The organism is Chitinophaga sp. 180180018-3, from assembly GCF_037893185.1.
GTDB lineage: Bacteria > Bacteroidota > Bacteroidia > Chitinophagales > Chitinophagaceae > Chitinophaga.
In genome coordinates, this window is record NZ_CP140772.1 from 7,963,589 (window position 1) to 7,990,468 (window position 26,880).

The 26,880-nt window shown below is 45.2% G+C and carries 26 protein-coding genes; 7 read left to right on the top strand and 19 right to left on the bottom strand.

Annotated elements, in window-relative coordinates; translation table 11 throughout:
* Window positions 1-5 precede the first annotated feature (5 nt).
* The gene (locus tag UNH61_RS31560; protein WP_326996017.1) at window positions 6-1,163 is read right to left on the bottom strand and encodes an efflux RND transporter periplasmic adaptor subunit; all 1,158 of its coding nucleotides are present in this window, start codon (window positions 1,161-1,163) and stop codon (window positions 6-8) included.
* 371 nt (window positions 1,164-1,534) lie between these two features.
* Here UNH61_RS31560 and UNH61_RS31565 point away from each other — a divergent pair, with 371 nt between their 5' ends.
* The 3 genes from UNH61_RS31565 (at window position 1,535) to rnc (ending at window position 3,784) form a co-directional block, all read left to right on the top strand.
* Window positions 1,535-1,771 carry an acyl carrier protein gene (locus UNH61_RS31565; protein WP_012788038.1) on the top strand — a complete coding sequence of 79 codons (237 nt, stop codon included), beginning with the start codon at window positions 1,535-1,537 and terminating at the stop codon, window positions 1,769-1,771.
* A 23-nt stretch (window positions 1,772-1,794) separates the two neighbouring features.
* Entirely contained in the window at window positions 1,795-3,048 is a 1,254-nt protein-coding gene (fabF, locus tag UNH61_RS31570) for a beta-ketoacyl-ACP synthase II (protein WP_326996018.1), read from the top strand.
* Between the two features lie 61 nt (window positions 3,049-3,109).
* Complete coding sequence (gene rnc / locus UNH61_RS31575; protein ID WP_326996019.1) at window positions 3,110-3,784, top strand: ribonuclease III; 675 nt, start codon at window positions 3,110-3,112, stop codon at window positions 3,782-3,784.
* Between the two features lie 8 nt (window positions 3,785-3,792).
* On the opposite strand, the gene UNH61_RS31580 is transcribed toward rnc, so the two are convergent.
* The 12 genes from UNH61_RS31580 to UNH61_RS31635 all read right to left on the bottom strand — a co-directional run bounded on the left by UNH61_RS31580 (window position 3,793) and on the right by UNH61_RS31635 (window position 18,882).
* Window positions 3,793-4,401: a GyrI-like domain-containing protein gene (locus UNH61_RS31580; RefSeq protein ID WP_326996020.1), complete on the bottom strand. Its 609-nt coding sequence runs from the start codon at window positions 4,399-4,401 to the stop codon at window positions 3,793-3,795.
* A 132-nt stretch (window positions 4,402-4,533) separates the two neighbouring features.
* On the bottom strand, window positions 4,534-5,565 hold the full coding sequence (locus UNH61_RS31585; protein ID WP_326996021.1) for a DJ-1/PfpI family protein: 1,032 nt from the start codon (window positions 5,563-5,565) through the stop codon (window positions 4,534-4,536).
* Between the two features lie 74 nt (window positions 5,566-5,639).
* Window positions 5,640-6,605 (bottom strand): YafY family protein, encoded by a 966-nt coding sequence (locus tag UNH61_RS31590; protein WP_326996022.1) that lies wholly within the window; start codon window positions 6,603-6,605, stop codon window positions 5,640-5,642.
* A 328-nt stretch (window positions 6,606-6,933) separates the two neighbouring features.
* Window positions 6,934-7,968: a cytochrome d ubiquinol oxidase subunit II gene (gene cydB, locus UNH61_RS31595; protein WP_326996023.1), complete on the bottom strand. Its 1,035-nt coding sequence runs from the start codon at window positions 7,966-7,968 to the stop codon at window positions 6,934-6,936.
* Between the two features lie 4 nt (window positions 7,969-7,972).
* Window positions 7,973-9,364, bottom strand: a complete 1,392-nt coding sequence (locus UNH61_RS31600; protein WP_326996024.1) for a cytochrome ubiquinol oxidase subunit I — start codon at window positions 9,362-9,364, stop codon at window positions 7,973-7,975.
* 295 nt (window positions 9,365-9,659) lie between these two features.
* The gene (locus UNH61_RS31605; protein ID WP_326996025.1) at window positions 9,660-13,049 is read right to left on the bottom strand and encodes an SbcC/MukB-like Walker B domain-containing protein; all 3,390 of its coding nucleotides are present in this window, start codon (window positions 13,047-13,049) and stop codon (window positions 9,660-9,662) included.
* Window positions 13,030-13,623, bottom strand: a complete 594-nt coding sequence (locus UNH61_RS31610; RefSeq protein ID WP_326996026.1) for a DUF4194 domain-containing protein — start codon at window positions 13,621-13,623, stop codon at window positions 13,030-13,032. The genes UNH61_RS31605 and UNH61_RS31610 overlap by 20 nt, the downstream gene beginning before the upstream one ends.
* Before the next feature lie 4 nt (window positions 13,624-13,627).
* A complete protein-coding gene (locus UNH61_RS31615) occupies window positions 13,628-15,091 on the bottom strand; it encodes a DUF3375 domain-containing protein (RefSeq protein WP_326996027.1) in 1,464 nt (487 codons plus the stop codon).
* 31 nt (window positions 15,092-15,122) lie between these two features.
* Entirely contained in the window at window positions 15,123-16,031 is a 909-nt protein-coding gene (locus UNH61_RS31620; RefSeq protein ID WP_326996028.1) for a bestrophin family ion channel, read from the bottom strand.
* A gap of 10 nt (window positions 16,032-16,041) precedes the next feature.
* Entirely contained in the window at window positions 16,042-16,743 is a 702-nt protein-coding gene (locus tag UNH61_RS31625) for a LytTR family DNA-binding domain-containing protein (RefSeq protein ID WP_326996029.1), read from the bottom strand.
* Window positions 16,740-17,759 carry a sensor histidine kinase gene (locus UNH61_RS31630; protein ID WP_326996030.1) on the bottom strand — a complete coding sequence of 340 codons (1,020 nt, stop codon included), beginning with the start codon at window positions 17,757-17,759 and terminating at the stop codon, window positions 16,740-16,742. The genes UNH61_RS31625 and UNH61_RS31630 overlap by 4 nt, the downstream gene beginning before the upstream one ends.
* 10 nt (window positions 17,760-17,769) lie before the next feature.
* On the bottom strand, window positions 17,770-18,882 hold the full coding sequence (locus tag UNH61_RS31635; protein ID WP_326996031.1) for an acyltransferase family protein: 1,113 nt from the start codon (window positions 18,880-18,882) through the stop codon (window positions 17,770-17,772).
* Between the two features lie 354 nt (window positions 18,883-19,236).
* Here UNH61_RS31635 and UNH61_RS31640 point away from each other — a divergent pair, with 354 nt between their 5' ends.
* Window positions 19,237-19,854 (top strand): redoxin domain-containing protein, encoded by a 618-nt coding sequence (locus UNH61_RS31640; protein ID WP_326996032.1) that lies wholly within the window; start codon window positions 19,237-19,239, stop codon window positions 19,852-19,854.
* On the opposite strand, the gene UNH61_RS31645 is transcribed toward UNH61_RS31640, so the two are convergent.
* The 3 genes from UNH61_RS31645 to UNH61_RS31655 all read right to left on the bottom strand — a co-directional run bounded on the left by UNH61_RS31645 (window position 19,855) and on the right by UNH61_RS31655 (window position 21,682).
* The gene (locus UNH61_RS31645; RefSeq protein ID WP_326996033.1) at window positions 19,855-20,103 is read right to left on the bottom strand and encodes a hypothetical protein; all 249 of its coding nucleotides are present in this window, start codon (window positions 20,101-20,103) and stop codon (window positions 19,855-19,857) included. It lies immediately after the preceding gene.
* Window positions 20,104-20,120: 17 nt separating this feature from the next.
* On the bottom strand, window positions 20,121-20,720 hold the full coding sequence (locus UNH61_RS31650) for a methyltransferase domain-containing protein (protein WP_326996034.1): 600 nt from the start codon (window positions 20,718-20,720) through the stop codon (window positions 20,121-20,123).
* A 77-nt stretch (window positions 20,721-20,797) separates the two neighbouring features.
* Complete coding sequence (locus tag UNH61_RS31655; RefSeq protein WP_326996035.1) at window positions 20,798-21,682, bottom strand: AraC family transcriptional regulator; 885 nt, start codon at window positions 21,680-21,682, stop codon at window positions 20,798-20,800.
* Between the two features lie 1,330 nt (window positions 21,683-23,012).
* Between UNH61_RS31655 and UNH61_RS31660 the strand changes: the two genes are divergently transcribed.
* The 3 genes from UNH61_RS31660 (at window position 23,013) to UNH61_RS31670 (ending at window position 25,026) form a co-directional block, all read left to right on the top strand.
* Complete coding sequence (locus UNH61_RS31660; protein ID WP_326996036.1) at window positions 23,013-23,705, top strand: helix-turn-helix transcriptional regulator; 693 nt, start codon at window positions 23,013-23,015, stop codon at window positions 23,703-23,705.
* A gap of 180 nt (window positions 23,706-23,885) precedes the next feature.
* Window positions 23,886-24,275, top strand: a complete 390-nt coding sequence (gene tssD, locus UNH61_RS31665; protein WP_326996037.1) for a type VI secretion system tube protein TssD — start codon at window positions 23,886-23,888, stop codon at window positions 24,273-24,275.
* Between the two features lie 217 nt (window positions 24,276-24,492).
* Window positions 24,493-25,026, top strand: a complete 534-nt coding sequence (locus UNH61_RS31670; protein WP_326996038.1) for a GNAT family N-acetyltransferase — start codon at window positions 24,493-24,495, stop codon at window positions 25,024-25,026.
* A 6-nt stretch (window positions 25,027-25,032) separates the two neighbouring features.
* Here UNH61_RS31670 and UNH61_RS31675 read toward each other — a convergent pair whose 3' ends face one another.
* From UNH61_RS31675 to UNH61_RS31685, 3 genes are all read right to left on the bottom strand, one after another.
* Window positions 25,033-25,548 (bottom strand): hypothetical protein, encoded by a 516-nt coding sequence (locus tag UNH61_RS31675; protein ID WP_326996039.1) that lies wholly within the window; start codon window positions 25,546-25,548, stop codon window positions 25,033-25,035.
* Window positions 25,549-25,552: 4 nt separating this feature from the next.
* A complete protein-coding gene (locus UNH61_RS31680) occupies window positions 25,553-26,026 on the bottom strand; it encodes a ribosomal protein L7/L12 (protein WP_326996040.1) in 474 nt (157 codons plus the stop codon).
* 321 nt (window positions 26,027-26,347) lie between these two features.
* The gene (locus tag UNH61_RS31685) at window positions 26,348-26,839 is read right to left on the bottom strand and encodes a DinB family protein (RefSeq protein WP_326996041.1); all 492 of its coding nucleotides are present in this window, start codon (window positions 26,837-26,839) and stop codon (window positions 26,348-26,350) included.
* Window positions 26,840-26,880 lie beyond the last annotated feature (41 nt).

A 26,880-nucleotide genomic window follows, 5' to 3' on the forward strand; every position in this document is an offset into this window, starting at 1 on the left:
CATTCTCAATTCTTAATTTCATTGTATTTGAGTGGCATTCCTGGCTTGAGTTGCAGGATACCGGTGGTGATCACGGTATCGCCGGGTTGCAGGCCGGAGGTGATCTGAACACTGCTTTCGGTGCGTATGCCTGTTTCTACCACTACAAATTTTGCTTTCCCTTTATCAGCAATGATCACCTGTTTGTCGCGGGTGCCTGGGATAACAGCCTGAGAAGGAATCATCATGGCATCCGGGAGATTTTTCAGTACAATTTTTACTTTGGCGAAAGAGCCCGGGAAAAGCTGTCCATTATTGTTAGGTACAATAGCTCTGAGTTTGACAGTACGGGTGGTGAGGTCGATTTTAGGATCGATGGCATAGATGCTACCTTTATATTCGTGGTTGTCGCCAGCCACATAAAAGTTCACCTGGTCGCCGTTTTTGATGGCATTGCGGTATTTTTCGGCCACAGAGAAATCCATTTTCAGCGGGTCTACCTGTTGGAGGGTAGTGAGAACGCTGGCGGACGACACAATTGCTCCCTCACTGACATTACGTAATCCAAGTTTACCGTTGAACGGGGCGCGGAGCTCTGTTTTCTGCAATTGCGTTTGGGTATATTCCATATCGGCTCCATAGGCGCTTACCTGGTTGCGGGTCACATCTACATCCTGCTGGCTGATACCGTTTATTTTCAACAGGTTCTCCTGGCGCTCGAGGGTGGTCCGCGCCAGTTGCTGCTGTAATTTCAGTTTCTGCAGCTGCGCTTTAAGGTCTTCATCGTAAAGCTTAACGAGCAGATCGCCTTTCTTAACGTTGGTACCTTCTTTAAAATAGAGATGAGTGATACGGCCATTGATTTCGGGCTTCACTTCCACTTCCTCATTGCTTTGCAAGGTGCCGCTTGCTTCAATAGTCTGATCGAGCCTGGCAGATCTTACGATCCAGGCATCGGTCAGCATCAGCCGGGCATTGTTTCCTTTGGTAGCGGGTGCCTGTTTATCGTTGGCTTTACTTCCGGTTACCTTTTTATAAATAAAGAATGCAATGATACCAGCGGTTGCTAATAAGACAGTGTTGCGAACAATCCCTTTGGTGATGGCCATACTTTCGAGTGTATTTTTCCTGCGATTATTATAGGTATTGAGTTTAGAAATCGGTCTGGCAAGACAGTACTTCATGAACCGGACAAATTTAAGCATTGAGGGGGGTGAAAGCACCCCGGAACTGTTAAATAGCGTTAAAGCTTTAGATAAGTGGTGAAAAAGCCTGTTGAATGGAGAATTTTTATGATTTATATAAATTGAAAATAAGGGAGTGGTGTAATTGTCATGAAAAAGGCGACTTTTGTGTTAAAATAAGCAAATCTATAAACCCACCAGTATCAAAATTGTATAAATTCTTTTATTAACAAAGCTATGAATATGTTTACTGTACTGGATTTGGAGAGAATGCCCATATTGGAATCCCCTTAAAATTCGGGCCATCTGTTGGCAATTCAATAAAAATTATATTTTTGCACTCAAGTTTTAAACCAAAAACACTTAAAATTATGTCAGACATTGCATCAAGAGTTAAAAAGATCATCATTGACAAATTGGGCGTTGACGAAGCCGAGGTAACTCCTGAAGCCAGCTTCACCAATGACTTAGGTGCTGACTCTTTGGATACGGTAGAACTGATTATGGAATTCGAAAAAGAATTCAACATCTCCATTCCTGACGAACAAGCTGAAACTATTACTACTGTTGGCCAGGCAGTTGCTTACCTGGAAGAACATGTAAAATAATCCTACTAATCAGAATTGTTTTAATGCAACCAAGACGAGTTGTCGTTACAGGTTTAGGCGCTCTTACACCGCTCGGCAATTCCGTAGCCGATTTTTGGCACGGATTGACGAACGGTGTATCCGGCGCAGATTATATCAAGCAATTTGATGCTTCCAAGTTCAAAACCCGTTTTGCTTGCGAACTGAAGAATTTCGATCCTGCTAACTACCTGGACAAGAAGGAGGCCCGTAAAATGGACCCCTTTACACAAACGGCTGTAATTGCCGCAGATCAGGCGATACTGGACGCCAATATCAACAAAGACAAGATCAATGTAGATCGTGTGGGGGTGATATGGGGTACTGGTGTTGGGGGCATGGTCAATTTCAGTCAAGAGCTGAAAGAATTCCACACAGGGGACGGTACACCCCGTTTTAGTCCTTTCCTGATCACAAGGCTTATTCTTGATATTGCTGCCGGATATATTTCTATCCGTCACGGTTTCAGGGGGCCTAACTTTTCTGTTGTATCAGCCTGTGCATCTGCTACCAATGCGATTATTGAGGCAATGTACAGTATCCGTTATGGTAAGACCGACATGGTGATTACCGGTGGATCTGAAAATGTGATCAACGAGCCTTGCGTTGGTGGATTCAATTCCATGAAGGCTTTGTCAGAAAGAAATGATGATCCTAAAACTGCTTCCCGACCCTTTGATCTGGACCGTGATGGTTTTGTGATGGGAGAAGGAGCTGGTGCCCTGGTGCTTGAGTCGTTAGAACACGCACAGGCAAGGGGAGCCAAAATATATGCTGAGCTGGCAGGCGGTGGTGCTACAGCAGATGCGCATCATATCACTGCACCCCATCCTGAAGGACTGGGTGCCATGAATGTAATGCGGAATGCTTTGGCGGATGCCGGAATGCAGGCTGGCGAAATTGATTATATCAACGTTCACGGTACTTCCACTCCATTGGGAGATATTGCCGAAGTAAAAGCCATTCAGCGCGTTTTTGAAGAGCATGCCTATAAAATGAACATCAGCTCTACAAAATCCATGACCGGACACTTACTCGGGGCTGCCGGCGCCGTTGAATCCATAGCCGTGATTATGTCTATCATTAATGGCATAGTTCCTCCTACGATCAACCACTTCACAGACGACCCGCAGCTAGACCCGAAACTGAATTTTACTTTCAATGTCGCACAAAAGAGAGAAGTAAAAGCAGCCCTGTCTAATACCTTCGGATTTGGCGGACATAATGCCTCCGTGATTTTCAAAAAATTTGTTCCTTGATCCTGATTGTGTGAGTTTACTGCCAGGTTTTTTATATCGACTTTTTTCCAAAAAAAGGCACTTGTATAAAGAGCTGCACAACCTGCTGGGATTCCCCCCGGGTAATTTTGCACTTTATGAAGTGGCCCTGAGCCATCGTTCCAGTAAGGAAAAATTCCTCGAAAGCAACGAAAGGCTGGAATACCTGGGTGACGCTATTCTTGGCGCCATCGTGGGTGACTATCTGTTTAAAAAATATCCCTACAAAACAGAAGGATATCTGACAGAGATGCGGTCTAAGATCGTTAACCGGCAACAACTGAACGACATTGCCATCAAGATGGGATTACGTAAACTGACCATCTACGATAAATACAACAGCTTCCTGAAAATAAGCCAGATCTTTGGTAATACCCTGGAAGCATTGGTAGGAGCTGTTTACCTCGACCGTGGCTATAATAAAACTCAGCAGTTTGTACATAAGCGCATCATCCTTCCGTATATTGATATGGAAATGCTGGAAACAGTGGAAATGAACCACAAGAACAAACTGTATGGCTGGGCCAACAAAAATGGTAAGACCCTCGAGTTTGAATTGCTTGAAGAGCAGATGGACAATGGCCGGCGCATTTTTACAGTAGGCGCCGTGGTAGATGGAGAACTGATCTGCAGCGGCAAAGCCTTCAATAAAAAAGATGCCAGCCAGATTGCAGCACAGCAGGCAATTATCCAGCTGGGTCTTGGCGAAAAGGACTAATCTTTCTCTTATTTTCTTCGCACCGGGTGCCGCAGGATCGTTTTAAGTTTTGTCGGTACCGTTTTTCTGAAATCAGATAAATATACTTCGTGATGACGGCCATTCATCGCCAGGTCGTACTGCGTCATATAATCGTCCATCATTTTCAATGAAACCGGCTCCTCGCTATATGGGCCTACATGCAGCATCTGTACACTCAGCCCTTCTTCCATATGTTTCAGATCAACCTGACGGATATACGCAGATTGTTTCTTTTTCTCTGCTTTCAGCAGCGCTTCAGAAAAATTCTGTTGGGTAATATGATCTGGCATTCTGATAGCCAGTTCGTAATACCACTCACTGCGCGGTACCTTCAGTGGATCGGTAGTGGTATCATTTACCCACCAGAAGCCTTCCAGCTTACTAACGGTAAAATCCTGGTCTTTCGACTTGCTGCCAAATTTAATCGCATAGGCGACCGCGTATAATGCACCCGTCACTTCCTCAAATGTGCTGCTGTTGGGATCTCCTTTCCCATTGATTGTGAGAAACAGACCCTTCCCGATTGTTACCAGTTCGGGAGAGGCGGCAGCAGAATAATACTGTTTGAATTTTTTTGTAAGATCCAATTTTTCCATTTTTTCCGGTTTTAGGTTTATATCGAATAAGAAGGCGCCAAATAGTATCCACCCAGGAAGGATATTAGTTTTCATCGTATTGTATTGTAATTCCAATGGGGACCGTTGAGTAGCGATCCCCATCAGAGAGGTTTATAGAAAGCCGATCAATACATTAGTCAGGTTCTGCGCTGGCTGATCGAAATTGAAGCGCAGATACTGCTCCCGGGTATAGCCGCTCATTTGCATTCCCAGCAGCTGCATACCGGCAATGAGTTTACCATAGGTTTCGCCGAGTTGCTCCCAGGGACCGTTATGTTGCATGCTTACAGATTGGAATGGCGGAAGTGTTTCGCATTGCCAGGGAGCGGGAACGGGTTTAGTGGCTGCTACCGGCAAGCCAATATCGAGCGTAAATACAGTATCAGGCTGGCCATCGAACTGATAGTAATGCCACTCCGGCGCACCGCATATTTCCAGGCCGGCAGCAGCTGCCTGCTGATACGCTTCACGGATTTCCGTACGTACCAGTTCCAGCATGCCCGCCAGGTTAGTCTTATGCCGGCGGTAGAAGAAATGGAACGACTGTGCTTCCTGCATTTCCGGGAGTTTTTCCGTTTGATCGAAGAAGCTGAACCAGAATTTAAGTTTTTCGTTATCCAGCAGACCGAATTGCTGATAGATAGCTTTGGCGAAAGCTACCATGGCAGGGCCACTGGCAGTAATTACATGATTATCAGCTACCGCCGGCGCGTTTTGATATCGTGCAGCCCCTCTGTAGGCAGGAGCCAGCATTTTAAGCACCTCGGGGTGGTTGCTGGTATGTTCAATCAGGTCGAGAAAGCCATGCTGCGCTAATAATGCAGTAGCACCACAAATGGCTGCTACCGTTTTTTGCTCCGCCAGCACGCGTTGTATCAGGGGAATAATCTCCGTATTGGCCCCCTGTTCCATCGGAGCGCCCCCGGGCAGGATCAGCAGGTCGATATCGGCCGTCAGTGCATCAGCCAGACTGCTTTGCGGCTGTACCTGTACTTTGCCTCCGGAAATAACCGGATGCCCGTCGAGCGAGAAAGTAACAATATTGGTTTCGGTAAAGGAACCCAGGCCATAAAGTGCAAGAGCCGGTTCCCAATCGGAATAGCCGTTAAAGAGGAATACGTAGCAATTCACCAGCGTTTTCATGTTGTACTGTTTTTGATGACAATACAAAGCAACTACCGGCAGGTGACAACCTTATGTCAGCAGTTTTGGAAGAATTAAAAATAATGTTCGTGAAGTTCGGTTACCAGGTCTTTCATGGTAGTTTTCAGCTCTTCCGGCTGGATCACACTCACCCGGTTGCCGAACATGATCAGCCACCTGGCAAAATAACCCAGATGTGATTGGAGGAACGTGAGCTCTGTTTGATTACCATTTACCTTTTCTTCCATCAGGCCGAAATAGTATTTCTGGTCGCGTACATATCGTATGAGCTCGTTATCAATAGCTATTTTGATCAAATGGGTATTCTCCCTGTTCTTATTGCGCTGTTGCTCAAGATAGTCTTGCAGGGAGAGATGTTTATCTTTTTTATAGGTAGCAGCCAGTACATTCAGCTTACGGATCCGGTCTACGCGGAAATCGCGGTAGCCCTGGCGGAGCCGGCAAAAGGCGATCAAGTGCCAGTGGGCGCTCATATGAAAAATACCAATGGGCTCTACTTCCCTGCGGGTAGCGACTTCATCCTGAAAGGAGAAGTATTCCATGTTGATCACCTGGTTCATTCCAAGTGCATGCTGAATATCACTGAGAAAACGATTGGGAAACTCTTCCACTCCCGGCGCCTCAAGCGTTTGGTAGCGCACCACTGCAATGTTTTCATCGAGGGATTCGAGGTAGTCTTTCTCAGAGCCGCGGAGCACGGAACGTATTTTTTCCATAGCCAGGCTGAACTGCTTTCTGTTGCTGTGGTCGCTGAACTTTTCCATGAGCTTTTCGCCCGTCAGGAGGGCTGCTGCCTCTTCTTTCGAAAACATTACCGGAGGCAGATGATAGCCATCCACAATGTAATAGCCGGTTCCGGCTTCCGCCCCAACAGGAACACCTGCCTCCTGAAGTGCCTTCACATCCCGGTAAACAGTTCTCAGACTGATATTAAACCTGTCGGCTATTTCGGAAGCCTTTACTATTTTTTTGCCCTGAAGCTGTATCAGAATGGCGGTCAGACGGTCGATTCGATTCATGGAAAGTGGTAGATTCTGAGAACGAATTTCGGGTCAGAAAATTATTTTCAAAAATTTTTTTAAACTGTTTAAACTTTTATTAAAGCGGGACGTCTTAAATACATCAATCTCCTGATAACAGATAGGAAAACGGCAAAAGACACCGACGACTTTCGGGAGATCATCAAGACAATGCTACAGTACAGAATATAGGTTAAATGGTAAGTCCCTGCAATTTCTTGCGGGGACCGGTTTTTTATAGAGGTTCCAACTCGAGGCAGTATAATCCAAGTATTTGGTCTTTAATTAACTATATATATAACATCTTCCTAATTAATTAACAACAGAACTAGTAGCTCATCTCGTTTAACTTTACTTTACCCCTGAATGTCCAGAAAAGGAAAGTAGTATATCCAATTACCATGGGGGTACCGATGGCTGCGATCAGCAGCATGATCTTCAGTGATTTTGTGGTAGAGGCTGCTGCATAAATGCTGATACTGTATGCAGGGTCGGTAGTAGAGATAATGATATTCGGGAACAGGCCCACCGCAAATAATATCAGCAGGCATGCCGTAATGATGCAGGAGTATAAGAAGGCGGTGTAATATTTACGGGCATCTACATTTCTCTTAATATTTAATAAGATCAATACGGCAATCATTGGGAGGGCAAACAATTCAGGATGTGATTTGAACTGATGGGTCATATGTGGTACATAAATGAGTGTAGCCATTGACGTTAGTATGAAGCATAAAATGAAAAATTTGCTGCAGTTATTGACAATGATGGTAAGCTTTGCATACAGGCGGTGTTCGGTTTTCATCACCAGATAAATAGCGCCGTGCAGCATAAACAACGACAGGGTGGTAAATGCGATCAGGATTGCATAAGGGTTAAAGAACGTAAGCAGGTTTCCAGTGAAATCATGCTCCTTATTGATGGGCAGGCCATGTATGAGATTCCCGAGCACCAGACCCAGCGACAAAGTAATACAGGTGCTCGAAACTGTATAGCTGATATCCCACATTTTCCTCCACCAGCGCCAGGTTTCCTTGCTCCTGAATTCAATGGAAATAGCACGGAATATCAGGAATACCAGGAATAACATAAATGGAATATAGAAGGTAGACAGGATAATGCCGTACACCAGCGGAAAACCGGCGAACAGCGCGCCACCTGCGATGACCAGCCATACTTCATTCCCGTCCCATACCGGGCCGATCGCATTCAGCGCGAGGCGTCTGCTTTCTTCCTTATTGAAGAAGAGGTGTAATGAGCCTGCCCCGAGGTCGAAACCATCGAGTACGCCATAACCGGTAATTAATCCGCCAATTACCAGGAACCACCAGGTGGGAAGATCCAGTCCGAGTATTGTTTCCATAGTGCTATATTTTAGTAGGATGGAAAGTGAGATTATCGTTATAGTATCCGTCATATTCTGTGTCTGCATTCTCCGAAACATCCGGTCCGTGTTGTATTTTCCTCGTCAGCAGGTAAATGAACAGGGCGAACAGCAGCAGATATACCAATGTGAATAATATCAGGGAGAACATCACCTGGTCAGCTGTTACTTTGCGGGAGAGCGCGTCGGAAGTACGCAGTAATTTATAGACCACCCAGGGCTGGCGACCAACTTCCGCTGCATACCAGCCTACCTGGTTGGCTATCTGCGGAAGTAGTACCGCCCAGGCAAAGATGACCATCAGCCATCGTTGCTGGAAGAGCTTCTTTTTCCATAGCAGGAAAAGCGCCAGTAGTGTAAGCCCAATAAGGGTTACACCGATGCTGATCATAATATGATACATCTGGAAAACAAAATTAACAGCCCGGGGCCTGTCGGCCGCAGGTGTGGCCCTCAATCCCTCCACAGGAGCTGAAAAGCTGCCATGCGTAAGAAAGGAAAGTCCGCCTGGTATTTTGATACCGGTAGTTTTTTCGTTTTTCACATCTACCCACCCTACAATATACATAGGCGCCACAGCAGTGCTATCGAAATGGCCTTCCATAGCGGCGAGTTTAGCGGGTTGATATTTACTGACGTAATGGGCAGAACGGTGTCCGGTGAAAAGTTGCAGCAGCGCGGCAATTACAGCCACGCTGAGTCCCACTTTGAACATGGCCTGGGCATGTTTGACAAAACGGTTTTTCAGTACATACCAGGCGCCTACACTCATCACCAGGAAAGCGCCTGCGAGAAATGCACCGATCACCACATGAGCGTAGCGATCAATGGATGAAGGATTCAGTACCATTTCCCAGAAATCAGTTACCACTGCGCGTGCCTGCAGATCATGGCCTTCAATACGGTATCCGGCGGGTGTTTGCTGCCATGAATTGGCGATTACAATCCACAATGCTGAAAACATGGAGCCAAGCGCCACCATGCAGGTAGAAAAGAAGTGCACGCCTTTATTTACCCGGTTCCATCCAAACAATAATACACCCAGGAATGCGGATTCCATGGCAAATGCAAAGATGCCTTCGGCGGCCAGGGCACTGCCAAAGATATCGCCTACATAGTGAGAATAAGTAGCCCAGTTGGTGCCGAATTCGAACTCCATGACAATGCCGGTAGCCACGCCTATACCGAAGATAAGAGCGAAGATCTTGATCCAGTACCGGGTAATGTCTTTATATAAGGAAAGCCCGGTTCTGAGATACAGTCCTTCCATGATTACCAGACATAAGCCCAGGCCTATGCTCAACGGGGGATAGATATAATGAAAGGCAATAGTGAAAGCGAATTGTATCCTGGCAAGAATTTCTACAGACGGCATAACACTGAATTATTGATGCAAAGGTAGCAGGTGATCAGATGCGCGAAACTGATGTTTATCATGTATTAATATAAACATAATATTTGTGACCACTGAACAAGTAAATAACGGAATTATCAACTTGTTTTATTACCTTGAAACAATAATTTTAGTGTAATGGTTTACTTAATATAACGTCCTGCTTATAGCAGGACGTTTATATTTTAATGTTGAGACGTTTGGGCGGCGGATAATATCATTGCAGAGCTGGCTGTGATTCCCGACGGGTAGCTTTGCTTCCGTCGGGAATACGTTTTTATGACATCACAGCCATTGATTCAAATTCTTTTTTCCTGTCGCGGTATTCTTCCATTGTGAAATTATAAACAACGGAATCGCGTTTATTTTTATTCGCCACAAAATGACAGGCATGTATATATGGCTCTGCGATATTCAGTTTATCCAATGGTGTTACTACCAGCAGCTGCAGATTTAACTGGCCGCAATACTCCATCAGGTAATGGCTCTTTTCAGGATCCAGTTTACTGAATGCTTCATCGACGGTAATGAAACGCAGGCTGCGGTGCTGGCGGTTGCTTTCGTTGATACCAAACTGGTAAGCAATGGCAGCTCCGAGGATGGTGTAAGTGAATTGTGCTTTTTCACCGCCCGACAGGCTGGCTGTATCTTCGTAATATTTGAACGCTTTGTTGTCGGAGATGTAAAACTCTTTAGCGCCGAAATCGAGCCAGTTGCGGACATCGGTTACTTTACGCCGCCATGCTTCATTCTGTTGTAATTCATCTATCAGCACCTTGATATTTTCAAACAACTGATCACCATATGCCTCATCCTTTTCCATGTGATATTTGTAGGAATCCGGCACCGCGCTGCTTAGTTTTTCTTTGAAGTTGCGAATCTCCACATCGCGCACATGGCGGCATTCCAGCTGCAGATAAGTATCCGGATTTTTATTAAAGGTGATATTGCGCAAAGGTTCGTTCAGGTCTTCCATCACTTCGCGGATGAGATCTTCCTGACCGTATATCCATGCCCGGTAGTTGGTAATGGCATTGAGCATACTGGTATCCATATATTTCCGGAAGCGCTCCTTATGTTCAATGAGGCGTTGGAATTTGATGCGTTCATACAGCGCCGTAAATTCGTCGAGATATTTTACATGCGGCTGCAGATCGGTCACGTCGCCGAGCCAGTTGGGATAGGTATCGTGAATGGATTTGGGCGGCATTACAAATGCGGCCAGTTGCCGGGTGATCTCGGATTCCTTTTCGGTGGATTGGCGTATCGCTTCATTCAGTGAGGCTTTCAGGCTTTCATCTGCCTTCTTGCGATGGGCAGCGAGTTGCAAGGCTGTTTCAGCTGTTTCGGTGATCGCCAGATCTGACAGGTATTCCATGGCACGCTGTTGTGCTGCATCATCGAGTTTATTTACGCGGAGCTGTTTGAAGTAGCGTTGTTTCTCGTTCACTTTATCATCGAGTCGGCCTTTTTCCTGCAGGATCTTTTCTTTTTCCTGCTCCCGGGCGCTGATCAAACCGGCGGCTTCATCCAGCTGGTCGCATATCACCTGGTATTTGTCGGATGTTTGCAGCAGCTGTGCTTTTTCCCGCGAGAAGGTTTCAATTACTGCCACATGGGATTGCCAGCTGATCTCGCCGAAGTTGCGTAATGAGAGGAATGCGCTCAGAAAAGCATGATTACCGGATATAGCCTTACGGGATGTTTCCAACTGGCTGATGCTATGCTGCAACATATCGATGTTGGCATTGCACTCGTCCTGTTCTTCTTTGAGCAACCGCAGTTTGTTTTTATTATTCCATCCCAGTACATAATTGTTTTTCTGAGAACGGTTAGGGCGGTCATCTTTTTCGTGGCGGGTTGCCTGACGGGTCAAACCGTTGGAGGTAACTGCTTTTTTCGATTTGTTGAACACCTTCATATCGTCGGTACAGGTGTAATCGAATTGATCGAGCAGTTGCTGTTGCAGCCATTCCTTGAACGCTGTTCCGGGCTTGATATCTATTTTCTGCAGGAGGCTGTCTTTCTCAGAAGGCATGCGTAGCATCGTGTACGACTGTTCCTCGATCTTATGATAAACGAGCCTGGTTTGCAGATTATTCTCGTTAATATAACGGTTAATATCTTTGATATAATCTTCCGGTACCAACAGTCGCAGTGCGAAGTTGTGCAGCACCTTTTCAATAGCGTTCTCCCAGTGACTTTCCTTATCTTTTATTTTTATCAGTTCGCCGGCAAAAGGGAGATCCTCTTCCGATACGTCCAGCATATCAGCGAGCTGTTGTCTGATGCGGATCAGTTCAAAAGGAATATTGTTTTTCCGATGAAGGAAGGAATCGATTTCTTCCTCCAGCCGGGTGGCCTGCGACCGTTCGGCGGAAAGACTGCTTTTATGATGGAATATTTCTTCCTGCAGCGATTCTATTTGTTTGTCGAGACTACCCAGTTGTTTTTCAGCCAGGGTAATATTTTCATGAAACTGCTGTTCATCCGGAGAGGCCTGTAACTGCAGGCGTTCAGCGAGTTTATTATACTCCTCCATTTTGCTACGTTTCGCTTCCAGCGATTTCTGTTCGTAGTGAATTGTTTTTTCAATGGAGCGGAGCTGCTCATCAACGCTGTTGTTAGCTTTCTGGGCAATCAGTTCATCTTTTCTTAACTGCAGCGTGCGGAGCTGTTCGTTGGCTGAAGTCAGCGTACTGGCAATGGTTTCCTGTTCCTGTTGCAGTACCTGCAATTCTTTTTCCAGGATATCTTTTTCCTGCTTGTTAAACCAGGCGGGCAGTATATCCTGCAGTGCCTGCAGTTCCCGGTTTTTTGTTTGTACAGTGATCCAGGAGGCGCGGTTTTCGATGATGGGCTCCAGCATTTTCAGCTGGGTTTCATCTTTTTGAATAGCCCGGTGGCTGGTAAGCAGGCTGTCGTAGTTTTCCTTGAGTTTCAGAAATTCATTCTCACTGTCTGTTTCTTCCAGCATCTGGCCGCGGATAAAGGTATTGAGGTCGCCCAATACTTTTATGCCCACAGTCTGGTTAAACAGTGATAAAGCCTTTTCACTCCTCAGGCCAAATATATTGCTGAAAAGGGCTGCATATTCCTTGAAGCTGTCGGTAATTTCCGTTTTGGGGAATTCCAGTTTCAGTCTTTTTTTCCAATCGCCTTTGATATCAAATTTACCATTACCGAAATGATCGTTGATATTAAGTTTATGTGGAGATACAATGTATTGCCGTTTCATTTCTCCGGCGTGCCACCTTACCTGCGCCAGTGTGATCTGGTGCATTGTGGCAGCGTTGTAGAAGTAAGCCAGCAGTACAGAGTAAGGATTGTTTTCCTTATGCCGGAGCTGATCGGTTTTAGATTGCTGGGATTCTTCGGAAAATGTTTTACCGTAGTATCCCCAGAAGTAGGATTCCTCGCCTCTGTCGCGGCGTTGCTCCGTACCGGACGATTGGTTATAGAATCTTTTCCCTGAAGGTACGAGCAGGGTCAGGAGGGCATCGATGAGTGTTGTTTTGCCGCTACCGTTGGCGCCTGTGAGCAGGGAAGTATTTCCATTGGTATTAACACGGTATATTTTATTGTGAAATGTTCCCCAGTTGTATATTTCAAAATATTGCAACCGGAATCCACTTTCCTTTGAATCGCTATTGAACAGGGTGGACATGCAGTTTTAATTTTGATTTGATTTCTTCCAGTTTTTCGTTATTCACCAGTGCTTTGATGATCCTTTTTACCTCGAACTGTTGCATTTCCTTGTTGGCAGCGTCTTCGCGGGTAACTTTCAGTACGCCTACATTCAGCAGGGTATTAATCGGTTTGTTAAGATCTTTCAGCAGTTTAGACCTGTTGTGTCTTTCTTTGAAGAAGAGTGCAAGTCGTTCTTTGATTTCCTTCTGAGTAAGGAAAAGCCTGGTACCATTACCCTGTACGTCGAATTCATCGAGTGCTTCACGGAGTACGATGCATAGCAGGGTGGCTTCATAAGTAAGCCTTGTTTTGCGCATGAGGCGTGGCAGCGGTTTTTCATTAGCGCTGTCGTCGGCTTCCGGCTGTACGATACGGGCAAACCCGTCGGCTTCGCTGATCACCAGCTGCAGACCGGTTTGCTGCAGGTATTTATTTAATTCCGTCTGCCATCCCAGCAGATCTTTCCAGTAAGTTTTATCCTCTTCATATACGGGCCCCTGCATGAGTTTCAGGAACACGTGTGCGAAAGGTGAAATATTTTTCTCGGCCATAGTTTTAGTTTTGTGAATTAGTAAACAGCACCATCGGCATATTGATGACGCGGTTACCCAGAGACACGGGATCAGGGGTTTCGAGGATAATATGGTGAGCAGATTGGCTGGCAATTGAGAAATAGGTTACCAGTTCAGTAAGCCCTTTTTCGGCGCCATAGATATCGATCAGCTCTTTCAGGCTAATCTGTTTCTTATGTTGCAATTGGGTAGAAATTCGGTCTTCCAGCAAAGCACGGTCGATATTAAAATGGTTGAAGAGTGCGTTGATATCTTCTGCACTGAAGTCGGTACCACCTACCCCTTCAGGGAATTCCACATCGGGGTTGATTTTCTTTTCTTCCGCCATTTCCCAGCGATCGAACAGGTCTATTTCAGGATCGCTTTCCAACTCAATAAAAAATTCTTCACCGGGAGGATTCTCGAGTGATTGAAACGCCAGTTGCCGGATTTCGTTGATCAGTTCCACGGCTATTCTCCGGTCGGTGAGATTATTTTCGCTGAGTACGCGGCTAAGTTTATCACTTAATTTTTTGTTGGCATCGATCACTTTTTTGCCGGAAGCGTGCAGGTATTGTTTCAGCTTTTTCAGGAAGCGGTCGTTTTTATATTCGATGTTCCTGTCTTCCAGCAGCATGTATAGCTTTTCTATCAGCTCCCGCATTTCTTCCTGCTTCTGTTCATCCATGAGAAATTGCCAGAAGGAGTAGAAACTTTTGCCCTGATCTTTCTGGCGCAGGGCTTCGAAAGAATCCAGTGTATAAGCCAGCAGGGCGCCTTTGGCGATATCCCTTTCACTTTGTTTCCGGTATATTTCCTGTGTGATCCGTTCGAAGTTTTGTTCTACTTCTTTGAAATCGCTCAGGAGTTCCCTCGACATACGGTTTACATCGTAGAAACGTTCCTTTATCTGGGTGTCGTCAAATACCTGTACTTTACCGGTAATTGAGATAGCCTTGATCTCCTGTTCAATCTCAAATTTTTTCCTTTCCAGTTCCTGTATTCGTTGCCTGGGGTCTTTATTGCTTTGGTCTATCAGCTCCTTTAGTTTGGCAAAGATGTCTTTAAAGCGACTTTCAGTACCAACGAATTCCCGTTTTTGAAGGGTAGATACCCAATGCATTACCTTTTCCATGTCGCTGCTCAGCTCATGGATATCCACACCGTCGTCGTCGGGATATTTCCGGAGGAAGCCTTTATTGCTCCACTGGTCAATATATTTCCTGGCTTTTTCGTCGTTGTTATCCAGCAGGCTGGAGGCATCTATTTCATCGTCTGCAGACCTGTAGCCGGTGATGTCGAGATAGTCGGCTAAGCGGGTTACAAGTTCCACATTAGAAATGGTGGTATGGTTTTTTTCCTTGAATGTGTAATGAAAAAAAGACAGCATCATTGGCGCACTACGAGCCCTTAATATCTTGAGTGTTACTGACTGGGCGTATAGATTACATAATTGGTCATACGTCATCTGGTAAAATTACGAATTTAAAGCTAGAAGCTTACATGATATATAACCCATCCATTCTGGGTTGTACCGGCGCTGGTACGGGTTCATCGCCGAGGAGCTCAATGGTGTTGATTTCTATGGTGCGGGAAATGCTGTCGAGAGGGATCGCCAGGGGCTGAAAATCGAAGGGATTCATGAGCGTAATGCCGTTCAGGTGGGTGACATGGAAAACGAAGCCAAACATCCAGCCGAAGGGGATAGCCCAGGCGCCTATTGATTCTGTCATCATCAGGGTATTGAGAATGACATAGAACCAGATGAACATTTGTGTGAAGTAGACGTAGCTGGGTGGGAAAACGGTATTCCGTATACGTTCCGATTTGCCCATGCTGTCGCAATGCCTGACGAGCATCTGATCCAGCTCCAGGAACCGGAATCCGTCTACTTCGCCTGATTCGCGCAGCTGCTGAAGATCACGTGCCTGGAGGTTGAGGATCGCGTTTGGTATGTTGGATTGTTTTTGTACAGCCTCAATTTCTTCTTTGGTCAGATAACGGGTATAATAGTCGTCCGGGCGTTTACGGAGTGCCGTTTTGAGCGCGCAAACAAAAGCGAGGTGCCGGTATATCATGTGGCGGACCAGCGTCCGGGTGCTATCGCTGGCATTGGTGCTGGTATACAGCAGCAGGGTTCGGGACCAGGACCGGGAATCATTTACCAGTGCTCCCCAGATCTGGCGGGCTTCCCACCACCTGCCGTATGCCTGGTTGTTATTGAAGCCGATAAAAAATGCGATGGCGGTACCCAGCACGGTGGAAACAGCGATGGGGATAGATACATGTGCGGCGAGCCAGTAGTGATCGGCCAGATACACGAGCGTACAACATGCCATTAACATCAGGTCTACTTTCCAGGTGAAAGAGAAGATCTGTTTGATAGATAATCTGGGCTTTAACAGCATATACTGTTGTTTATTTCTTGAGTAATCTGTTCCCCAGGATCTTTTCCATTACACTGTCTTTAAGGCTCCTGGAAACGGGTATCATGGCGCTGTTCATCTCGATCACATTGCCCTCTATGCTGGTAATCCTGCGGCAGTTAATAACAAACGATTTATGGGTTTGTATAAATTCGGGGCCGTTAAGATTCTCCATCACCGACTTCAGGGTTGCATGGGTAATATGTTTGCCTGCATGGGTATGTATGTGTACATAATTCTGCATAGCTTCCACGTAAATTATATCATCCCATTCTATTCGCAATAATTTTTCTCCGGTTTTGATAAAAATAAAGCGATCTGCTTCCGGGGAGCTCTCTTTGAAGGCCTCCAACGCCCTGTTGGCGGCCTTCAGGAAACGGTCGAAAGAAATAGGTTTGAGGATGTAATCAACGGCATCGAGTTCAAATCCCTTTACCGCGTACTGTTCGTAGGCAGTAGTGAATATTACTTTCGGAGGATTGGGAAGGCTTTGCAGTAGCTCCATCCCGTTGATATAAGGCATTTCAATGTCGAGAAAGATCAGATCCACCGGCTGCTGTTGCAGCAGGGTATTAAGCGACAGTGCATCGGCGCAAACGCCTGTCAACTCCAGAAAGTCAATTTTTTCAACGTAACCGATCAGGCCTTTCCGGGCTACCGGTTCATCATCAGTAATCACGCACCTGATCTTCATAAAGCAATTTTTAGGTCTGCTGAAAAATAATCGTTTCCTTTTTGCAGTGTCAGTTCGTGCCTGTTTGGATATAGCAATGCCAGGCGACGGCGCAGGTTTTCGAGGCCGATACCTCCCTGTTTGGCGGGGGGAATAGTGTCGGGAATGGCATTGCTTACATGGAATGTCAGCCATCCGCTGTGCCAGCCCGCGGCGATAGTAATCCAGTAATTGCCTCCCGTATACTTGAATGCATTTTCTACAAGAGGAAGTAACAATAACGGGTATACGTTTTGGCTACTCAACTGTTCATCAAACGATACTTGTAACTGCAGGTGATCATTCATCCTGCTACGCTGCAGGTCGATATACGATTGCAGGTGTTTCAGCTCGCTGTTGATATTAACAGTTTGCCGATGATCATAGAGTTGATACCGCAATAACTCGGAGAGTTTTTCCACCGTATGTTTGGCTTCCCGCACGCTTTCATCCATCTGGAAATAGACGGTGTTCAGGGCATTGAACAGAAAGTGTGGATGGAATTGTGCTTTCAGGAAGCGGAGTTCTGTTTGCAGCTGGTCGTTGCTGATTTTTTCCAGTAGCAGCTGTTGCTCGTAGCTTTTTTTCTGAGATGCAGCTGCTCTTTTAATCGTGTAATAAAGCAGGTAGAATAGCGTGGGAATAATTGTCAGGTTCACCACATCGTACCAGTCTTCCCCTCCCTTGCTCAGGAAACGCAGATGTTGAACCGGCAGGATGAAACCATCGGATATCAGGATGATACAGACTGTTACCACCAGGTATTCCTTAATGGCAGAGCGGGGCTCAGGCTGGCGTTGATAATACCGGAGGAGGGAATCCAGCATATAGATATATACATATCCCATCACCAGTAACACTAGCTCGCCGGCGGTATCCTGCCAGGGGCGCTCCCAGAATCTGAAACCCGTCATTACTGCGGTGATGAGCCTCAATGAAAGATAGATCACCAGCGCATATGCTACAGGAAAGATATATTTACTCCAGAAACGTTGCATTTGGTTCAAATTAATAAAAAAAGCAGGAATCCGGCAGGGCAACTTTTACGACTTTACCGGTAGCAACGACTGGTTGCCGGGGTTTTACACCAAAGCAGCAACGGAGAAACGTGCTTCCGCTGATCACTATATTGAACAATATAATCGTTGTGAGGTAAGTGGTAAGTATTATAAAGAGGTATTTTAATAAAGGAGTGCTGTTCAGTGGTAGCAGGTACCATGTCATTCCAACTACGAGGGTTTGTTGCAGAATATAGAAAGCTGGCAGGAATTGATTGGTGTAGCTAAGTAATCTGTGTTGATGCAGGTATTGCTTTGCATAACCGGTTATGGTGAATACGATGAGCCAGGTGCTCAGCGGTCTGGAAAGGGTGGCCAGTAAGGTTTGAGGAAGCCATCGTAGAATCATAATAGTACACAACGCCAGCAACAGTGAACTGCGGCGATACAACCGGAGCTGTTCTGTGAGCTCGGGCTGCCGGGTGCAGAGGAAGCCAGCCGTTGCCAGCAACAACCACCAGATGATAAGACCTGGGTCCTGGAACCCGCAGCTGGTGAGCGTTCCCCAAACCAGCGGAATGAATAGCAGGCAATAGATATTTCCTCCCAGAGAGAGCCATCGAAAGCCTGGATGAGACAGAAGATGAGCCACCCGGAATAGTATTATTTCGTACAGTGCCATGTAGGCCAGCAACCATAGGTGTTGCCAACTGGTATTTTCCTCCGGATACAACTTAAAATGGAACACAGATCCGTAGAATTGCCAGAAACTACCATCATAGCCCTGGCAAAGTCTTTCCAGATAAACCTGAGGGGGCACTATGATTAGCAACCCAACGATGAACGGAATGAAAAGGCGCCTCAGCCACAACAGCACGACCCCCTGCCGGCTGCGTTTGTGGTTGACCAGGGAGGCAACTGCACCGGCAGAAAAGAAGAATAGCGCCGGCGCCCATAATTGAAGTAACGGCACAACTTTGTTGAGTAACAGGCTATCTGTATGATTGCTGATCAGCCAGGGCTGATTGGTGAAGGGCATAGCAGCTGTATAGCCAAAAATTCCGGTCAATGCAAACAACCGGAGCCAATCCAGGTAGTACTTGCGGGAAGAACTGTTGTCCATGATCTCTTTTCTGCAAACGTAAAAGACAACAAAGGCATAGCCTTCAAACTTTTGACCATCTGCAGTTGAGCGGTGACGAAATGCAATGCAAATTGAAGCAGCATTAAGAACAAGCCATGAAAATCCGGAAAACATCGTTCCGGATTCAGTGATGAGCATGATTTCTTGCCCAATTATCATCTGCCTGTTAAAAATATTTCCATATAACTAATTGATAATAAATTTATTATGAAATTAATAACCTAATAGTCTATAGAAATAGTAGGGTAATTGGAATAATCTCCCTATCTTTGTTTTGTCATTAACACTAAAACTAACAGCGGCCATTTTATCAGCCATTAAAAAAGTTATAGTATGTCATCACTTTACAGATACGCAGATTATTTATTGCAGCCGACCCCGGAGCGTTTCCCCAGCCCCAGCAGAAACAGGGAAAAGATTAATCCACTGAGAGCAGGTGATTTCTTTCCCGAATTCTATGTAGAAGAATCCCGTATTATTAATGCAGGGCCTTTGCTTAGCGATAGCAGGCAGGGTGCGTCGTTGCATAGTTTAACCCTTCAGCCGCTGGTGGTGGTATTTTATTCCTGGCATTGGAATAATTATGCGGAACAGCTGATAGCTGCGCTGAAAAGTAGTGTAGAAGCTATCACAGCTGCAGGTGCGCAACTGTTGGTGGTATCCAGCGAAGATAAGAAGCTGTTTGCCACAGTTAATCCGGGTCCGTTACCATTTGATGTGGTGTACGATGCGCAGCATCGTATTGCCCGCAAAGCAGGAATCTACCGGGAGTCTGATCCTATATGGGACCGTGTTTCCGGTGTTAATGCAGATGTTCCGGTACCTGCCGTATATCTGGTAACACCTTCTTTGGAAATCAGCTATGATTTTACCGATCTTTATCTGCAGGAACGTTTTGCTCCGCAGGCGCTGCTGAGAACTATCGGTAAAAAGATGGCTATCAGTGCCTGATTAGCTGGCAGTTTCCATGGAGCTACATTTCCGGATATTCATGAGCGTATACCGGTACATGCTCCATTGCAGGCTGTTACATTCCAGTGGTGAGAGGTCTTCTATTTTTTTTCCGAGTGAGGTAAAAATGCTTTTATAAGCACCGGGTTGTTGTTGTTTTATTTCCTGCAGAATCTGATCTGCCTGTTCGTAATCTGTAGCGTTGCTGAGTTTTGCAATGATCTGTAATGCTTGTGCGTCTGTAGTCATTGTATTATTTTTTGATCCTATCTTCTGATCCACATTTTTAACATTAAGTCGGCAGAAGCATCCACCAGCTGATAACTGGGCGGTACTTCATCACCAAGACTGTGAAATGTAACCAGCCTTGTACCACTTGCCTTTTTTTCCAGTTGCTTAAACAAACAGCGGCTATAATAGTTGTATAAACTTGCTGAATATTCCACTTTGTCATCTATCAGATCCTGGTCTGCCAGATTTTCAAAGAAAGAATTATAGAAGTAGAAACCATCATAGGCAGAGAGATCCTGTTGGGTGAAATTGCCCTGGATAAAATTCACATTATGGCTTTGTGTGATACTTTTTACCTCTTCTGCGTACTGATGTAGTTCCTGCCGTTGTTCGATGCCATAAAAAACAGCATCCGGGAAAAAACGGGCGCCGATCAGGCAAAATTTTCCCACCCCACTACCAATATCAAGTATTCTTTTCCCTGATCCGGAGGCCAGGAAGCGTGCGGCCGTTCTGGCGATGCTTAATGGCGTCCAGTGGCGGCGCGATAACTGTTGTACTCTCTCTGGATACAGCTTGTCGAAAGCAGCATCATTTACGTAGCAAGTCGGCGTTAGTAAAGTAGAAGTTTGCATGAAGGCGCAAAGGTACAAATTTATGGTAAGCTTTAGATCATCCGACAGACAAATAAAACTTAAAGTTAATAAGAAGATTATATAAAAGCCCGTGTTCCTGCCGATGTATAAGCCTGCCGGAATTCTTTTGGGGTACAATTTTTTTTCTTTTTGAAAATGCGGTTGAAGTTGGAAATATTGTTAAACCCACACTTATAAGCGATCTCATTAATACTTTGTGAAGTTTCTATCAGCCATCGTGAGGCATGCCCCAATCTGATTTCTATGAGTGTATCTACGAACGTTTTCCCGATCCGTGCCTTAAAGAACCGGCTGAATGCCACGTCTGTCATAGATGCGAGCCTGGCGGCTTCACCGAGGGTAATGTTTTTGTCGAAATTGGCATTGAGATAAGCCATAATCTTTTCTACACGACGGCTGCTGTAAGAGAAAGTGGTTGTATGCCCGGATGTGGTATCAGACAGGAGGCGTATATCCCCACTGGTAGACAGGCCGTGAAGGATCGACATCAGTTCCAGCACTGAATCAAACCCTCGCTGTTGTGGAAGCCTGACCAGGCGTGGCATAATCTGTTGTGTGGTTTCTGCTGAAAACAGAATGCCACGCAGCGATTTTTCAAACATATTTCTGATGTAGTTCAATTGATTGCGCTGCAGAAATTTTTCATCAAACAGGTCGCGATGAAACTGAATAGTAATTTCTCTGATGAGCTCACCATTATGTTTGTGTGTAAACCAGCCGTGCTGCAGGTTTGGACCTACCAGCACCAGTTCCAGCTCGCCTATTTCTTCGATATGATCGCCAATGATGCGCTTTGCTCCTTTGGCATGCTGAATAAAATTCAGTTCGAATTCGTCGTGATAATGCAAGGGAAAATCAAATGTTCTCTTTTCGCGGGTAAACAGGGTAAAACAATCACTCTGTGTAAGCGGGGTGATCTCCCGTAAAATTTTACTGTTCATAGATGAATGTAATTTATAACATACATGGATCCGGATAGGAATTCAATATTAGCAGATAAAAGAACATTATAAAAGTAATGGCTTCAGATTTAAAATACAATCTTTTACTTCCTTCCTGATTACTTTGTGGTATGGATTATCAGTCATTTTCAGGTGATAAAGAAGGTGCGGAAAATCAGGCAAATGGCTTATGGAATGAGGCTGGCAGATAAAACAATGTTACACTTCCTGCTGTAAAAAAAACAAGTGTATTTATGACATTTAAATGAATTTTTATAAGAAGAATGAATGGTTGCTTAATGTGGCTTTAGCAGTTTGAAGTGAGAAGAGCTACTGAAGATGTGCTATGATCAATTTTGCTATATACTTTTTAACTGTAACGTATATACGAATATAAGGCATTTATATAAAAGAGAGATTGACCGGTATAGTTGTTAGGAAGAAGTCATAAGAATTGTGACCGGGTGAAATGAGCATATCACGACATACCCTTCCTAGCAAAAGGCCCGGCTTATTCCTGGTTGTATGGAATTTTAGCTATGGATAGTTACAATCCGGAGATAATTACAGCGTTGCTGTAGGCGAAAAATACTTAGACGGACAAATTTATCCGGTACTAACGGAGACGTATACACTATTCATACAGCAACATGATTTCAAATAGCTGTATAAAAAATCCGGCCTAACGATGCTGCAGGATAGCTGGTGCGGGCCGGCTGGTTATTGAAAGGCTTCCCCGGAGCACCCGGCAGCTTTTCGGCGATTGTTGGGATTGCGGTAAGCCTAAGTGGTTTCCAGCGCTTTCCAGTAGCCAGAGAAGACGTGTTTACGGCAGTTGTTGGCCTTCAGAGGCAATGGTTTATAGCGCTTTCCGATAGCCGGCTGATGGGATAATGGGTCTGGCGGTGAGCGGCTGCGTACAGCCACATCCGTGGGAAGGCAGCGTGATGCCTCTGATCAGGTACTGGATAAGAGAAAGGTCAGCTAAATTTACCAATATCATTGAAAATGAATGAACTATGAAATCCGCTATGGTGAAGGATTTCAAAAAAAATAGCCCTTGCAATCGTTTTCGGGAAAAAAATACTCATAACTAGGTATTTGATTGCCTGAAACTTTAACATATCTTTGTGTTGAATACGCTAAAAATTAACTTATTACTTATAAAGTCATCCAGTTGATTTAATCAAATCAATGCATTTCTATCCCCAAAAAAGGGTCTCTTCTTCGAGAATGGGACCCTTTCTTATTTTTACCTACATTTGCCCGGAATGAGAGCATAATAGTCAACCAAACATCAGCATATTCCTATACAAGATTTACAAGCTACATGATTGAGCACATAGCATTTAGTAGTGAAAAATCCGGCCTGAACGAGAAGCTGCAAGCATTGAAGGCGATAGACAAGGAGCTGCCGGTTGTGGTGATCGTGATGGATATCGAGAAGAATTTCGTGGAGTATATGTCAGCCAGAGGATGCCGGGAGCTGGGCATGAGCCTGGACGAGATCCGGGAGATGGGGCCCCGGTATTATGATACTTTTTTCAATCCGCACGATGTTGCCGACTATGTACCTAAAGTAACCGCCATGTTGGGGGCTCCCGAGGAGCTGAACATGTCGGTAACCTTTTTTCAGCAGGTAAAGATGGCTGCAACGGGCGACTGGGCCTGGCATCTGGGTTCAACGCGGGTGTTCATGCGGGACGCCAAAGGGGTGCCTACGCATGTTATCACCTGTGCTACACCTGTAGATCCGTTGCATCATGTAACGAGCAAGGTAAACCGGTTGCTGGAAGAGAATAATTTTTTGCGTAGAAATCAGCATATTTTCGCCTCCCTGACTACGCGGGAACGGGAAATACTCCGCATGCTTGCATTGGGATTCAGTGCGGCGGAAATAGCCGTCAAAACAGGTATCTCAGAAAAAACAGCAGTGACTCACCGCCGTAATATCAAGGCGAAGATCGGGGCACAGTCGGGTTACGACCTGACCAGTTTTGCCCAGGCTTTTGATCTTATATAGATATAAAATATTATATCAGTAGTTTGCCGGAATCGTTATCGGATAAGCATTTGCATTGTATGCATAAAAATAACAGCCCAATTTTCGGCATGTAAGGAGAAATGTGTATTTTCATGCCGTATACCATATTTTTTGCCTGCCTGTTGCGCCTTGCAGCGGGCTTGTTAACCAAATAAAGTTATGTCTTTTAAAGCCGTTCTTAACATTGATGGGGAGGAAATGAATGTCCTGGAGTGTAGGTTTTCATTTTCCCAAAACACAGATCACAATGGAAAACCTGCTGCCCGCCCAAAAGGTGGTACCATTAGTCTGCTTATTGAATCTGCCGGCGAAACCGCCCTGTTTGACTGGATGATCTCCAATACTCAGACAAAAAATGGCAGCATTACTTTCTTCAGACGCGACTCTATGTCGAGGTTGAAGGAGCTGAAATTTACCGATGCTTATTGCGTTGAATACACCGAAACATTTGACGCGTTGAATGAGCAACCCATGAAAATACAGCTGACATTATCGTCCCGGGAGCTGAAGTTGAACAATTCTACTTATCATAATCCCTGGCCGCAATAGGTACTAAATTTCCGGACAAGATAAGGTGATGTCTTAGCCTGTCCGGAATTTTTTGCCAGTTACCAGTTGGATATGAGGCATCTATGGGCCATGCCGGCCGCTTAACAGGTTAAAGGTATTTTGCCGAACCTGTTTTGTTTTCCCCTTTCTTGTTTACAAAGGGTAGGTATTGCCCTATGCTTTTCCTGATCTGTATGAACAATATAATCTTAACAAGATGCCGGCCTTTAAATTTGAATCACAGCCTGCGTTATTCACGCCACGTTTTCACCTGAGATCTGCCAGGCTGGAAGATGACGCTGCCATTGCAGCGATGCGTTCAGACCCACGTGTGAACGAATTCCTCGAAAGGCCTGGCACTACCACCATTGAACAGGCCAGGCAGCATATAGAGAAGGTGCTGGCAGGTTTTGCAAATATGGACTCGCTGTATTGGGTTATCTCTCCCAAAGAAAATGATCAGCTGCTGGGTATCATTTGTTTATGGAATATCGTTCCGGCACTCAACAGGGCGGAAATCGGGTATGAATTGCGATCCGAATGCTGGGGCAATAAAATTATCCAGGAAGTAATGCCCGAAGTAATCAGATTTGGCTTTGAAGAAATGAAATTAGAAAAGATTATCGCCCTATCTGCTGTTGCCAATATAAGATCTGCCAAATTGTTGGAGGGACAACAGTTTGTGATTGATGAAGCGTTGAAAAAAGAGCTGGAACCGGAAGGCGAGCATTGTTATTCGCGAACCAGATAGCGCTCTTTATTCCTGCTGTATCCATTTATAAGCACCATTATCGTAATAGATCACTCCGCCGCCACAACTTTCGTCGGCGTGCAAAAAGATCCCGTCATTTTTTAAGGTGATCTTATTCTTGTCCTTTATTTGCGATGCGGCAAGTATTTCACCGTCTTCGTTTACATTATTCCAGTAAACAGTTCCCCTGGGGGCTATCTTGAAAATGCCCGCCCAGTCGATATCATCAAACCCCTGGTTCAGTATATCCTTACCCAATCCCAGGTAATCAATTTTACCGTTTTTTCCGAAGGTGATACGTAATCCACTTTTGCGGGAACGTACGTGTTGCACGATTTGAACAGTGTCTTTAAGGCCGTCGCCGTCCAGGTCGCAGTAAATGCAATTGGATTTAAGCCGGATTGACGCCACAATGGTATCTGCAGGCGGAGTACGCCGGGCTGCATTTTCCGCGGTAACAGCGGCGGTTTTGTTTTCATTGCAGGCGATGACTAATAAAGCCAGTAACGGAAATAATTTCATATTATCAGCGAAGGAAAAGAAAATAGACGAATATGCTAATTAAGACAATGATGATGATCACCGTCACAGGAAGTGAACCGGTAGCTTTTTTCTGAGTAGCATACTGGTCGCGCAGTATCTTGTCTATAGCGGTGCCGCCTGCCGGGATCCGTGGGCTAACCGGAGGAGGTGTTCCATATTCCTGCAGATGATCCACATAGTTTTTGCTGTCGGCTAATCCTGCGCTGGTTTGATCTTTATAATATTTAACAGCTTCTATCTTTTTCCCCTGTGAGAGAAGCATAAGCAGGTGTTTATCGCGATCTGCCGGTTGGGCAGCAACAAACTGATCATGTGGTGCATCGAGGTTATCTACATAATCCTTAGCCTCTTTGAGCTGGCAGCCGGTAGCATCGCGAAGCAATTTTATCGCTTCTATCTTCCGGTTGCTTTGCACCAGTTCGCGCAATGTATTTTCTATATCCAGGGGTATGTTCATACTTCAAAGTAATAAAAAAGGAGGAACTGGCGTAATTGATCTGCCTCAGAAAAAGATGTGGATATTTGCAGCAGTAAATGAATAACTATGAATGATCTGAAATATTCGCCGGGCGAAATGATGGCAATTCATATTGGAGCATGTTCGCGCATTTCTGGAGTTGCTGGAAGCAGCGTCAATCGGCATTGATCTGCTATGGAGCTGGATTTTCAGTAGTATAACATCTCTGTACAGTATAAATATCCGGAAACGGGATACTGCATTTTATTGTAGCTTTACCTCAGGAGACATATTGTATTATGTCAGTTAAGGAAATACAGCTTAAATCCGCTTTGTAACAGACACCCACCCCGGCGGTGTTATTCCGGCCTGCCGTAATAATAAGTTGAGCTGTGCTGCATGATGTTGTACATGCCGCATGTTATACATTAACATTTCAAAGAGTGTGAAATCTTTACGTTTGCTGGTAAACCGCTTTGTCAACAGTTCTTCGTCAGTGTTTTTCGACAGTTGCGCACGGAGCTTTTCCCGGCCAACCCCCACAAACATTAGGAGGTCTTCTTTTTTATAATGGATGAAAGTTGCTTTTCTTTCGAATTCTGATTTTGTAAAAGGCGGAGGCGGAAAATAGTCTGCCTGATCTGGTGTGTCGGACAGGTAATAGTCCAAATAAAAAACAGTATGATGGCTGAGACGACAAAAATTCGGTGCGTTGTTCCATTCTTCATCCGGATAGACTGCTATTGCATTTTCCAGCATATCGATAGCCGCTCCGAATTGTTGCCATAAATGGGATTTCAAGGTGGTGGTCATAGCTGATTTTTATATTGAAGATAACCCTTTTCCGAGTGTAG

What these genes read in the sequence shown, in the direction of transcription:
- UNH61_RS31650 (WP_326996034.1), bottom strand. Translation starts at nt 20,720, where the DNA reads ATGCAAACTTCTACTTTACTAACGCCGACTTGCTACGTAAATGATGCT.
- UNH61_RS31685 (WP_326996041.1), bottom strand. Translation starts at nt 26,839, where the DNA reads ATGACCACCACCTTGAAATCCCATTTATGGCAACAATTCGGAGCGGCT.
- UNH61_RS31655 (WP_326996035.1), bottom strand. Translation starts at nt 21,682, where the DNA reads ATGAACAGTAAAATTTTACGGGAGATCACCCCGCTTACACAGAGTGAT.
- UNH61_RS31670 (WP_326996038.1), top strand. Translation starts at nt 24,493, where the DNA reads ATGCCGGCCTTTAAATTTGAATCACAGCCTGCGTTATTCACGCCACGT.
- fabF (WP_326996018.1), top strand. Translation starts at nt 1,795, where the DNA reads ATGCAACCAAGACGAGTTGTCGTTACAGGTTTAGGCGCTCTTACACCG.
- UNH61_RS31600 (WP_326996024.1), bottom strand. Translation starts at nt 9,364, where the DNA reads ATGCCGTCTGTAGAAATTCTTGCCAGGATACAATTCGCTTTCACTATT.
- UNH61_RS31560 (WP_326996017.1), bottom strand. Translation starts at nt 1,163, where the DNA reads ATGAAGTACTGTCTTGCCAGACCGATTTCTAAACTCAATACCTATAAT.
- UNH61_RS31625 (WP_326996029.1), bottom strand. Translation starts at nt 16,743, where the DNA reads ATGAAGATCAGGTGCGTGATTACTGATGATGAACCGGTAGCCCGGAAA.
- UNH61_RS31585 (WP_326996021.1), bottom strand. Translation starts at nt 5,565, where the DNA reads ATGAAAACGCTGGTGAATTGCTACGTATTCCTCTTTAACGGCTATTCC.
- UNH61_RS31590 (WP_326996022.1), bottom strand. Translation starts at nt 6,605, where the DNA reads ATGAATCGAATCGACCGTCTGACCGCCATTCTGATACAGCTTCAGGGC.
- UNH61_RS31680 (WP_326996040.1), bottom strand. Translation starts at nt 26,026, where the DNA reads ATGAACATACCCCTGGATATAGAAAATACATTGCGCGAACTGGTGCAA.
- UNH61_RS31565 (WP_012788038.1), top strand. Translation starts at nt 1,535, where the DNA reads ATGTCAGACATTGCATCAAGAGTTAAAAAGATCATCATTGACAAATTG.
- UNH61_RS31615 (WP_326996027.1), bottom strand. Translation starts at nt 15,091, where the DNA reads ATGACGTATGACCAATTATGTAATCTATACGCCCAGTCAGTAACACTC.
- UNH61_RS31660 (WP_326996036.1), top strand. Translation starts at nt 23,013, where the DNA reads ATGATTGAGCACATAGCATTTAGTAGTGAAAAATCCGGCCTGAACGAG.
- UNH61_RS31620 (WP_326996028.1), bottom strand. Translation starts at nt 16,031, where the DNA reads ATGCTGTTAAAGCCCAGATTATCTATCAAACAGATCTTCTCTTTCACC.
- cydB (WP_326996023.1), bottom strand. Translation starts at nt 7,968, where the DNA reads ATGGAAACAATACTCGGACTGGATCTTCCCACCTGGTGGTTCCTGGTA.
- tssD (WP_326996037.1), top strand. Translation starts at nt 23,886, where the DNA reads ATGTCTTTTAAAGCCGTTCTTAACATTGATGGGGAGGAAATGAATGTC.
- UNH61_RS31675 (WP_326996039.1), bottom strand. Translation starts at nt 25,548, where the DNA reads ATGAAATTATTTCCGTTACTGGCTTTATTAGTCATCGCCTGCAATGAA.
- UNH61_RS31645 (WP_326996033.1), bottom strand. Translation starts at nt 20,103, where the DNA reads ATGACTACAGACGCACAAGCATTACAGATCATTGCAAAACTCAGCAAC.
- UNH61_RS31605 (WP_326996025.1), bottom strand. Translation starts at nt 13,049, where the DNA reads ATGTCCACCCTGTTCAATAGCGATTCAAAGGAAAGTGGATTCCGGTTG.
- UNH61_RS31610 (WP_326996026.1), bottom strand. Translation starts at nt 13,623, where the DNA reads ATGGCCGAGAAAAATATTTCACCTTTCGCACACGTGTTCCTGAAACTC.
- UNH61_RS31635 (WP_326996031.1), bottom strand. Translation starts at nt 18,882, where the DNA reads ATGGACAACAGTTCTTCCCGCAAGTACTACCTGGATTGGCTCCGGTTG.
- UNH61_RS31630 (WP_326996030.1), bottom strand. Translation starts at nt 17,759, where the DNA reads ATGCAACGTTTCTGGAGTAAATATATCTTTCCTGTAGCATATGCGCTG.
- UNH61_RS31640 (WP_326996032.1), top strand. Translation starts at nt 19,237, where the DNA reads ATGTCATCACTTTACAGATACGCAGATTATTTATTGCAGCCGACCCCG.
- UNH61_RS31580 (WP_326996020.1), bottom strand. Translation starts at nt 4,401, where the DNA reads ATGGAAAAATTGGATCTTACAAAAAAATTCAAACAGTATTATTCTGCT.